The organism is Bradyrhizobium sp. DOA1 (genome assembly GCF_001593325.1).
GTDB lineage: Bacteria > Pseudomonadota > Alphaproteobacteria > Rhizobiales > Xanthobacteraceae > Bradyrhizobium.
Genome location: NZ_JXJM01000001.1, coordinates 1,384,467 through 1,394,429 on the forward strand (window position 1 = coordinate 1,384,467; position 9,963 = coordinate 1,394,429).

Below are 9,963 nucleotides of genomic sequence, written 5' to 3' on the forward strand. Positions count from 1 at the left end.
GGGGAGCTCGGTCGACGATTTGTCTTGGGCCGGTTCTTGAGCGAAGGCGGGCGTGGCGGCGGCACCCAGCAGGAGCAGGCTTGCTCCGCCAAGACGCTGCGCGCGTCGCGATTGAAATGACATGGTCCTGATTCCAGCCAGGCCGTCCGCATGGTGTCTGTTATCGGAGGCGGCCTGCCGTCGCGGCGCGACGGAATTCGACTTCAACTTCTCCCAGGCAATCGCCAATGCGCGGCGAGGCTGGGCGTGATCAAGCGTTGGAAGTCAGGACGCGGGAGGGGCGCGGGGCTGGAATGCCGTGCCGGCTGATTTCAGATGAATGAATTCGGCGTCCGTGGTGCGATGGAGCAGCTCGATCGCCTGCGGCAGCAGCAGCACGGGCGGCGTTGCCGATATGACGGTGCCGGCCATCGCCATGATGGCGCAGACGGCGCAATTGTCCTCACCCTGGTGATCGCGATCAGGGCCCGCCGGCGATTGCTTCTGGACCGCGGCGCGGTCGATCGCAGCCACGCCCTTGCCGCTGTCCTGGGCGCCACTATCGGTCTGCTGGGCCGAGGATTGCGCGAGGGCGGCCTGCGCGAACCAATGGCTATGACCGAACGTCAGCGCGAACTGCACCAGCAGCGCGAACAACGCGAGCCGGGCGCCGTGCCTGATATTCGACCGGAACCACTTCATCTGAAAACGCCACCCCCACATCGGGGCGTCAATTCAGGACACCTCGATGTTATAGTGTAACATCGCCCGAGCGGTTCACGGATGTCAACGGCGGTCGGATCGGCGCAAGCAGAGCGCCGGCCCGATGTGTCGTTCCGGCAACTAGCGCCCTTCGCGGACCCAGGTCGCGGCGAAGGCGCCGAGCAGCAGCAGAAGGCCGATCACGCCGGCGAAGATCGGCAGCACGCCGACGCCTTTCACCACGCTGGCATCGCGCATCCGCACGCCCATCCAGCCGTCGCCATGGAACATGCCGACCGAGCGTACCGGCAGGATGCGCGGCAGCTCGACGCTGGAGCCGCTGGCCACGCGCACGGCGTCGCCGCCGGTCGCCTGTGTCGGCGGCTTCAAGGCTTCGGTGGTGGAGGTGACTTCCGAAAACTCCTTCGGATTGGTCGGGCCGACATTGATCAGCGCCTTCAGCGTGCCGTCGGTCGCCTGCCACAGGCCAAGCTCGCCGGCCGGCAGGCTGGCGCGCCACTCGCCGGGATCGGCAGGCGACAGGGTCAGGTCCTGCGACACGCCCGACGGCGATGTCACATTCACCGGCTGCACGCTATCCGCCATGGTCTGGCGCACCACGACGAGATTCTTGCCCTGCACCTGGAGGCGCAGCGCCTCTTCGTCGAGATCCGGCTGCTTCATCAGCCAATGCGACGTCCGCCTGAGCAGGTCGAGATGCGGGCCGCCGCCTTCATAGCCGCGCGCCCACAGCCAGATGTGGTCGGACAGCAGAAGCGCGACGCGGCCCTCGCCGAAGCGCGACAGGAACAGCAGCGGCTTACCGTCGACGCCGGTCATGACCGGCGGATTGACGGCATTGCGGGTATCGACGGTGCGGAAGAACCGGCTCCAGCGCGGCGGTTCGCTCCCCGAGCCCTCCAGCCCGCGCGTGACGGGATGGCGTTTGCCGATGTCGGACAGATGCGCATAGAACGGCTTCTCGGTGACGCCGACGGGTTCGGCCGGCAGCACCGAATCCAACGGCGTGCGCCAGATGCTGGTGTTGGAGGCGTAGTCGGGACCGGCCGAGACCAGCACCGCGCCGCCGCCGCGTACATAGCGCGCGATGTTGTCGAAATAGGCGATCGGCAGCACACCCTGGCGGGCGTAGCGGTCGAAGATGATCAGCTGGAATTCGTTGATCTTCTGCTGGAACAGCTCACGGGTCGGAAACGCGATCAGCGATAATTCGTTGATCGGCGTGCCGTCCTGCTTCTCCGGCGGCCGCAGAATGGTGAAATGCACGAGGTCGACGCTGGCGTCGGACTTGAGCAGATTGCGCCAGGTGCGCTCGCCCGAATGCGGTTCGCCCGAGACCAGCAGCACGCGCAGCTTGTCGCGCACGCCGTCGATCGCGACGACGGCGCGGTTGTTCACCGGCGTCAATTCGCGTTCGAGCGGCGAGGCCTCGATCTCGACGATGTTCGGGCCGGCATGTTTGATGTCGACGTCGACGCTCGCTGCCTGGCCGCTCGACAGCGTGCGCTCGTTGATGACCTCGCCGTCGCGGCGGACCGTGACCTTGGCACGCTCGCCGGAGACGCCCTGATCGTCGAGCCGGTAGCTGATGGTCTGGGTCTGCCCGACGATGCCGAAGCGCGGCGCTGCCGTGATCGCGATGCGGCGGTCACGCTCGTCCTTCTGCCCGGTGATCAGCGCGTGCACCGGTGCCTGGAAGCCGAGCGCGGCGGCGTTCGCGGGAATGTCGTGGACGCGGCCGTCGGTGATCAGGAACGCGCCGGCGACGCGGTCGACCGGCACGTCCGCCAAGGCCGAGGCGAGGGCGCCGAACAGTTTTGTGCCGTCGGTCTCGCCGTCGGCTTGGCCGGCGTCGACGACGCGGACCTCGAGACCCTTGATCTTCTTCAGGCTGTCGACCAGCGCTTCCTGCGCCTGCGCGGCCTCGCGGTTGCGGTTGCCGAAATTCTGGCTCGGACTCTTGTCGACGACGACGGCGGCGACGGAGGTGAGGGGATCGCGGTCCTCCCGGGTGAAGGACGGATTGGCGAGGGCCAGCAGGAACAGCGCCAGCGCGGCCACGCGCACCGCCGCGCCGCGCGCCCGCGCGAGCAGCAGCACGAGCGCGACGACGACGATCGCGGCGAGCGCGAGCCACAGCACGATGGTGGGAACGAGCGGGGTGAACGCGATACCGTAGTTCATGACGTCACTCTCTCGGCCTCGTCATGGCCGGGCTTGTCCCGGCCATCCACGGATTGCCATGCGGCACGAAGAACGTGGATGCCCGGCACATAGGCGAGCCAAGCGACGCCGTTCTTCGAACGGCTATGCCCGGGCATGACGGCTTCATCTTTACGGGCATTCAGATTCAAAACCCGCATCATTGCCCCAGCCGTTCGATCAGCGCCGGTGCGTGCACCTGATCGGCCTTGTAGTTGCCGGTCAGCGTGTACATCACGATGTTGGCGCCGGCGCGGTAGGCGAATTCGCGCTGGCGGCTGTCGCCGCCGGTCACCGGCAGCATGGCTTGCCCGTCGGGCCGCACCGCCCAGGCGCCGGCAAGGTCGTTCGAAGTGATGATGATCGGCGAGACGCCGTCGCCGCCGCGCGCCGGCCGCTGCGCACTGTCCTCGTCCTCGTCGCGCGGCAGGGTCTCGACCCAGGTCTGGCCGGTGACGAAGCGCCCGGGGAAGTCGCGCAAGAGGTAGAAGGTCTTGGTCAGCACATGCTCGCGCGGCACCGGCTCGAGCTCGGGCACGTCGAGCGAGGACAGGATCTCACGCAGCGTCCGCATGGCGGGGGTCTGCGCCGCGCCATTCGCGCCCGGCGGGGCCTCGATCGCATCGCGGGTGTCGAACAGCACCGTGCCGCCCTGCTTCATATAGGCGTCGATCTTGTTGATGGCGTCCTGCGGTGGCTTCGGCGCACCGGGCACGATCGGCCAGTAGATCAGCGGGAAGAAGGCGAGCTCGTCGCGCGCGGGATCGACGCCGACGGGATCGCCGGCTTCCAGCGCCGTGCGCTGCGCCAGGAACAGCGTCAGCCCGTTCATGCCGGCCTTGACGATGGAATCGACGTCGGCATTGCCTGTTACGACATAAGCGAGGCGGGTCTGAGACACTGCCTTCATCGCGAACTCGTCGGACGCGCTATCGGCGCGCGCCGGCGTGTGCGAAATCACCGCGAAGCCTGCAAGCGCGAGACCGAGCACGATCATCGCAGGCGCGACGCGGCGGCGCAGCAGCGCGGCAAGACCGCCGCCGAGCAGCGCGACGATGATGGCGTCGATCAGGAACAGCGACAGCGCCGTCGACAGCAGCCAGCCGCGCAAGTCGCGCGGCTCGGCATTGGTGTAGGTGGCGTGCCGGGCCCGCAGGCTCGCGGTATTCAGGGCTGCGATGCGGTCTGCGCTGGCGAGCGTGTTCACGGCGAGCGGTCCTTCGGCCGGACCATAGAAGCCCGGCGGATGATCGGGTGTGGCGCGGTCGCGATAATCGGCCGGCAGCGGCTTTGCGGTCGCCGGCGGCGGTCCGAAGGCGCCGAAACCGTCGAGAATGTGCAGCGGCGCCACCGTTTCAGTGGTCGCTTCGCTCGCGACTCCGGCCCCGGGCTTGGAGGTGTAGCCGGACATGTCGACCACCCGCCGCAGCATTTCGACGAAGGTGCCCGACATCGGCAGGTCCGACCAGCGCATGTCGGCGCTGACATGGAACAGGCTGACGAGGCCCTTGCCGCGATGCTCTCCCGTCACCAGCGGCGTGCCATCTTCCAGCGAGGCCCAGCTCTTGGTGGCGAGCACCGCATCGGGCTCGGCCAGCACCTGGCGGCTGACGGCGACGTCCTTGGGCACCGCGACGCCGGCGAACGGACCGTCGGCGGCGAAGGAGGCGAGATGCTGCGGCTTCTCCCAGGTCAGGCTGCCGCCGAGCGTGCGGCCGCCTTTGCGCAGCTTGACCGGCACGAGATCGTCCTCGGCCTGCGCCAATCGGGGCCCTGCGAACCGCACCAGTACGCCGCCCTGGTCGATCCAGGCATTGAGGCGCTCGCGCAGCTCAGGCGCGATCGTGCCGACATCGGCGAGGATGATCATCGGCAGCTTCTGATCGAGGAACTGGGTGATGCCCTGCTGCGGCGAGCCCTTGTCTGCGAGCCGCACGTCGGCGAACGGCGCCAGCGCGCGAGTGAGGTAAAAGGTCGGCGCCAGCAGCGGCTGCGCGGTCTCGCTGGTCGCGCCTGAGACGATACCGATGGCGCGGCGGCGCCAGCGCTTGTCGAGCAGCTGCACCGCGCCGGCGGAGCGCTCGCCCGAGATCTCGAGGCGCGTGATGTCGTTGCGCAGCTCGACCGGAAGATCGAACGACGCCTCCGTCTCCTTGTCCTGCGGACCGAACGAATAGCGGGCCTCGCCGATCGGGGACGCCTTCTGGTCCAGCGCGCGCACGGTGCCGGCGGCAATGCCGCTGTCGGTGCGCAGCACCTTCACCGTCATCCTGGCGGCGGCGTTCTCGGCCGCGACCAGCGCCAGCGGCGCAGAGGTGCCGCCGTCGAAAATGGTCAGGCTGCGATCACCGATGGTCTTGCCGAGGCCCGTCACGAATTCCTCGCCGCGCCCGGTGTCGACGCCGTCGGAGAGCCAGGCGATCTCGCAATCGCCGGTGGCTTTCAGGAAACGGTCGATCGCGGCGAGCGTCTCGACGCGGTCGATCGAATAGGGCTTTGGCGCGAGCTGGCGCAGCGACACGCGAGCGGCACCTGCCGGCATCAGCGTGATGTCGCGGTTCGGCTCCGACAGCTGCACCAGCGCGATGGCGCGGCGGTCATTGTCGGCGTTGGCGATCAGCTCGTCAGCGGCCCGGATCCTGACATCCCAGTGCGAGGCAGCGCTCCAGCCGTCGTCGAGCATGATCATCAGCGGCGCCTTGCTGCCAGCGGCGCCTGTCTGCGGATTCCAGATCGGGCCGGCGGCGGCGAAAATGACCAAAGCCGCAGCCAAGAGCCGCAATGCGGTCAGCCACCACGGCGTCCGCGAGGGCGTCTCTTCCTTGGGCGTGATGTCGAACAACAGCCGCGTCGGCGGAAACTCGATGCGGCGCGGCCGCGGCGGCGTCACCCGCAGCAGCCACCACAGCACCGGCAGGCTGATGAGGCCGATCAGGAGCAGCGGTTGGGTGAAGGCGAGCGGCAGTCCCATCATGCGGCCGGCCCCGCCTTGATCGTCGTGGTGCGGACGCCGGACTTGCTGACCTGCATGCCGGCGTGCAGGAACAGCAAGAGCTCGGCGGCGGAGCGGTCGGTCGTGTGCGTGGTGAACAGCCAGTCGAGCTTGCTGGTTTCGGCGCGGATCTGGTCACGATGCAGGGTGAGCCGTTCGGTGTAATCCTGCGCCCAGCTCTCGGCGCGGCCGGCGGTGATCACGCCAAAGCCTTCCGGCTCGACGAATTCGACGCGGCCGGAATAGGGGAACGTCTCCTCGGCGGGATCGACGATTTGCACCAGCGTGCCATGCGCGCCGGAGCCGGAGAGCCCCGCCAGCGTCGATTTGATCTCGGAAATCGGCGACCAGAAATCCGACAGCACGATGGTCTCGGCGAGCGCCGAGGGCACGAAGGACGGCGGCAGGCTGAGGCGGTCGGCATCGTCATGCAGCATCGCCTGCGCCATCTTGTCGATGACGCTGCGGCTCGCGGTCGGCGCCATCAGGCCGGGAATGCCGACGCGCTCGCCGCCGGAGACCAGCAGCTCGGCCAGCGCGAAAGCGACGATCAGCGTACGCTCGAGCTTGGATCCGCGCGCGGTCTTCGAGGCGAAGGCCATCGAGGGCGAGCGGTCCGGCCAGATCCAGACCGTGTGCGAGGCCTCCCATTCGAGCTCGCGGACGTAAAGATGATCGTCACGCGCCGAGCGGCGCCAGTCGACGTTCTGCGCCGGCTCGCCCGAGATGAAGCGGCGGTACTGCCAGAAGTTTTCGCCGGAGCCGGCACGGCGGCGGCCATGCAAACCGTGGATGACGTTGGCGGCGATACGGCGGGCCTCGAGCACCAGGCGCGGCAGTGAAGCGGCGAGCGTGCGGCTTTCGCCATCGGCACGTCGGATCGCGATGATCTCCTTCGCTGTGTGCCCGTTCTCTGCCGCCATCAACCGATCCGTGTCTTCAATTGCCGGATCACGTCCGGAATGGTGCGGCCTTCGGCGCGTGCCTGGAAGGTCAGCGCCATGCGGTGCTTGAGCACGGGCTCGGCGAGGTCGAGCACGTCGTCGATCGAGGGCGCGAGGCGACCGTCGATCAGCGCGCGTGCGCGCACGGCCAGCATCAGGGATTGGCTGGCGCGCGGGCCGGGGCCCCAGGCGATGAACTTGCCGGCTTCGCCGGCGTCCGGACCCGGACGGGCCGAGCGCACCAGCGACAGGATCGCCTCCACCACGGAATCGCCGACCGGCAGGCGGCGGATCAGCCGCTGCGCCGTGATCAGCGCGTCGGGCGTCATCGCGCCCCTGGCCAGCGTCTCCTCGGCGCCGGTGGTCTCGAACAGGATGCGGCGTTCGGCATCGCGATCGGGATAGTCGACGTCGATCTCCATCAGGAAGCGGTCGAGCTGCGCCTCGGGCAGCGGATAGGTGCCTTCCTGCTCCAGCGGGTTTTGCGTGGCGAGCACGTGGAAGGGTTTCGGCAGATCGTGGCGCGCGCCGGCCACCGTGATGTGCTGCTCCTGCATGGCCTGCAGCAGCGCCGATTGTGTGCGCGGGCTGGCGCGGTTGATCTCGTCGGCCATCAACAGCTGCGCGAATACGGGCCCCGCGATGAAGCGGAAGGCGCGCTTGCCCGCGGTGCTCTCGTCCAGCACCTCGGCGCCGAGAATGTCCGACGGCATCAGATCGGGCGTGAACTGGATGCGCTTTGCGTCGAGACCGAGCGTGACGCCGAGGGTCTCGACCAGCTTGGTCTTGGCGAGGCCGGGGACGCCGATCAAGAGCGCATGGCCGCCGGAGAGGATGGTGACGAGCGTGTTCTCGATCACGCGATCCTGACCGAAGATGACGGACGCGATCGCCTCCTTCGCCGCGCGAATCTGGCCCGACACCTGCTCGGCCGAACGGACGATCCCGTCCTCGAGTTTCTCGACACTCTCCGCCATTCGCTCGCTCCTTCAGCCGGCCACGCGGCCTGCTTGCGTCGTCACGTCACTGCGTCACTTCAGGTCATCACGCCAGATCATGGGCCCCATGCTAGACTTGCAGGAAGGCCATGTATTCGTTGAATTAACCTATCCCCACCTTATCGGCTTCGGGTTATGTACGGCATCACGAAGTGGCGACCTCCCACACCGGGCTCATCCGGGGTGGAACCGAGCGCCAACATACAACGTAGACCTGCACCAATCGTGCCAAATAACATCCGTGCCAAATGACAAAGTCAGGGTAAACCATGGCGAACCAAGGGCAGAGCGCCGATCGCGGTCTCGACGGGCTAACTGCCGCCGCCAAAAGTGCTGCCAGTGCCGAAGGCGCCAAAAAGGGCCTGCCTCCGGTGCATCTGTGGAATCCGCCGTTTTGCGGCGATCTCGATATCCGAATCGCCTCCGATGGTACTTGGTTCTATATGGGGACACCAATCGGCCGTCATGCGCTGGTCCGCCTGTTCTCGACCATCCTCAAGCGTGAGGGCGACAAGCATTTCCTGGTGACGCCGGTGGAGAAGGTCGGCATTCGCGTCGACGACGCGCCGTTCATGGCGGTCGAGATGCTCAGTCACGGCGAGGGCCGCGATCGCGTGCTGAGCTTCCGCACCAATGTCGACGACTGGGTCACCTGCGATGCCGCGCACCGGTTGCGCTTCGAAGAGGCCAAGGACGGCGGGTTGATGCCGTATTTGCACGTCCGCGCCGACCTCTGGGCCAAGGTGACCCGCGCGCTCTATTACGATCTGGTTGACATGGGCGAGGAGCGGATGGTCGATGGCCAGCCGATGTTCGGCGTCGAATCATCAGGAGAATTCTTCGCCATGGCCAATGCGGAGCAGGTGAGGGCCGCGCTTTGAACAAGCCTATCCCGAAGAACGATCCGGCCGTGATTGGCGCGACGGATTTCTTTACCCGCTCGAAGGCGAGGCTCGGCTTCGACGTGCCGCCCGGCCTCTACGATCCCAACATCATTCCCGCGTCGGGCGATCCCGGCACCGACAAGATGCTCGAGATCATCGCGCGCGAGCAGCCGGTGCGCCCCGCAGCGGTCCTGATCGCGGTGGTCGATCATCCGGAGCCGACCATCCTGTTGACGCAGCGCTCGGCGCATCTCAACGACCATGCCGGCCAGATCGCTTTTCCCGGCGGCAAGATCGACGCGACCGATTCCTCGCCGCTCGATGCGGCGCTGCGCGAGGCAGAGGAGGAGGTCGGGCTGTCGCGCGATTTCGTCGAGCCGATCGGCTATCTCGATCTCTACGGCACGGCCTTCGGCTTCCGCATCTTGCCGACGGTCGCGAGGGTCAAGCCGGGCTTCGAACTCACGATCAACCAGTCCGAGGTTGACGACGCCTTCGAGGTGCCGCTGTCCTTCCTGATGAACCCGGTGAACCACCAGGTGCACAGCAAGGAATTCCGCGGCATGGCGCGGTCGTATTACGCGATGCCGTTCGCGGAACGCTACATCTGGGGGGCGACGGCCGGTATGCTGCGCGTGCTTTATGAGCGGATCTATTCATCATGATCCGACCGATTCTCACCGAGATCGGAATTTTCCTCATCCCCTTCGCCGTCTATGCGCTGTTTCTGGCCGCGAGCCGGTCCGGCCTGTTCGCGCGATCGTCCTGGCCGGTCTACATCGTCGCGCGTCTCGCTCTGGTCGCGCTGGTGCTGGTGATCGCGGGGATGATCGGCATGGCGCATTATGGCGCCGGGCCGGATTCGACCTACGTTCCCGCGCATGTCGAAAATGGCAAGTTCGTGCCGCAGAAATAAGGGCTGGACGATGAGCGCGGAGCCGTTACTCGCCGATGCGCCCTGGCTGATCGCTGGCGGGACTGCGCGCGTCCTGCAATTGCTCAATGCGGAGGGCGAGGAGGCGCGGGTGGTCGGCGGCGCGGTGCGGAATGCGCTGCTCGGCCTCGTGCCCGGTGACATCGACATCGCGACCACAACGCTGCCGGACGACGTGATGCGGCGTGCCAAGGCCGCCGGCATCAAGAGCGTGCCGACCGGCATCAACCACGGCACCGTCACGCTCGTCATCGACAGCAAGCCGTACGAAGTGACGACGCTGCGCGAGGACACCGAAACCTTCGGC

9 protein-coding genes and 1 pseudogene are annotated in these 9,963 nt (G+C 67.2%); 4 read left to right on the plus strand and 6 right to left on the minus strand.

Annotated features, from left to right (window positions below):
* Positions 1–264: 264 nt before the first annotated feature.
* The 6 genes from SE91_RS06405 to SE91_RS06425 form a co-directional block, all read right to left on the minus strand.
* Entirely contained in the window at positions 265–681 is a 417-nt protein-coding gene (locus SE91_RS06405; protein WP_061846981.1) for a DUF2946 family protein, read from the minus strand.
* A 141-nt stretch (positions 682–822) separates the two neighbouring features.
* Complete coding sequence (locus SE91_RS06410) at positions 823–2,886, minus strand: hypothetical protein (RefSeq protein WP_061846982.1); 2,064 nt, start codon at positions 2,884–2,886, stop codon at positions 823–825.
* Positions 2,883–3,068 (minus strand): hypothetical protein, encoded by a 186-nt coding sequence (locus SE91_RS36035; protein WP_156489492.1) that lies wholly within the window; start codon positions 3,066–3,068, stop codon positions 2,883–2,885. The genes SE91_RS06410 and SE91_RS36035 overlap by 4 nt, the downstream gene beginning before the upstream one ends.
* Entirely contained in the window at positions 3,065–5,878 is a 2,814-nt protein-coding gene (locus tag SE91_RS06415; protein ID WP_061846983.1) for a DUF4159 domain-containing protein, read from the minus strand. The genes SE91_RS36035 and SE91_RS06415 overlap by 4 nt, the downstream gene beginning before the upstream one ends.
* Positions 5,875–6,819, minus strand: a complete 945-nt coding sequence (locus SE91_RS06420) for a DUF58 domain-containing protein (protein ID WP_061846984.1) — start codon at positions 6,817–6,819, stop codon at positions 5,875–5,877. Before SE91_RS06420 ends, SE91_RS06415 begins: the two co-directional genes overlap by 4 nt.
* A complete protein-coding gene (locus SE91_RS06425; protein ID WP_061846985.1) occupies positions 6,819–7,817 on the minus strand; it encodes an AAA family ATPase in 999 nt (332 codons plus the stop codon). Before SE91_RS06425 ends, SE91_RS06420 begins: the two co-directional genes overlap by 1 nt.
* 290 nt (positions 7,818–8,107) lie before the next feature.
* On the opposite strand from SE91_RS06425, the gene SE91_RS06430 reads away from it, so the two are divergent.
* The 4 genes and pseudogenes from SE91_RS06430 to SE91_RS06445 form a co-directional block, all read left to right on the plus strand.
* Positions 8,108–8,719 carry a DUF1285 domain-containing protein gene (locus tag SE91_RS06430; protein ID WP_061846986.1) on the plus strand — a complete coding sequence of 204 codons (612 nt, stop codon included), beginning with the start codon at positions 8,108–8,110 and terminating at the stop codon, positions 8,717–8,719.
* The gene (locus SE91_RS06435) at positions 8,716–9,387 is read left to right on the plus strand and encodes a CoA pyrophosphatase (RefSeq protein WP_061846987.1); all 672 of its coding nucleotides are present in this window, start codon (positions 8,716–8,718) and stop codon (positions 9,385–9,387) included. The genes SE91_RS06430 and SE91_RS06435 overlap by 4 nt, the downstream gene beginning before the upstream one ends.
* Entirely contained in the window at positions 9,384–9,638 is a 255-nt protein-coding gene (locus SE91_RS06440) for a DUF6111 family protein (RefSeq protein ID WP_008560889.1), read from the plus strand. The genes SE91_RS06435 and SE91_RS06440 overlap by 4 nt, the downstream gene beginning before the upstream one ends.
* A 10-nt stretch (positions 9,639–9,648) precedes the next feature.
* Positions 9,649–9,963, plus strand: a pseudogene (locus SE91_RS06445) (CCA tRNA nucleotidyltransferase); the annotation flags it as partial.

Coding starts and splice junctions, on each gene's coding strand:
- SE91_RS06405 (WP_061846981.1), bottom strand. CDS start 681: ATGAAGTGGTTCCGGTCGAATATCAGGCACGGCGCCCGGCTCGCGTTG.
- SE91_RS06410 (WP_061846982.1), bottom strand. CDS start 2,886: ATGAACTACGGTATCGCGTTCACCCCGCTCGTTCCCACCATCGTGCTG.
- SE91_RS36035 (WP_156489492.1), bottom strand. CDS start 3,068: ATGATGCGGGTTTTGAATCTGAATGCCCGTAAAGATGAAGCCGTCATG.
- SE91_RS06415 (WP_061846983.1), bottom strand. CDS start 5,878: ATGATGGGACTGCCGCTCGCCTTCACCCAACCGCTGCTCCTGATCGGC.
- SE91_RS06420 (WP_061846984.1), bottom strand. CDS start 6,819: ATGGCGGCAGAGAACGGGCACACAGCGAAGGAGATCATCGCGATCCGA.
- SE91_RS06425 (WP_061846985.1), bottom strand. CDS start 7,817: ATGGCGGAGAGTGTCGAGAAACTCGAGGACGGGATCGTCCGTTCGGCC.
- SE91_RS06430 (WP_061846986.1), top strand. CDS start 8,108: ATGGCGAACCAAGGGCAGAGCGCCGATCGCGGTCTCGACGGGCTAACT.
- SE91_RS06440 (WP_008560889.1), top strand. CDS start 9,384: ATGATCCGACCGATTCTCACCGAGATCGGAATTTTCCTCATCCCCTTC.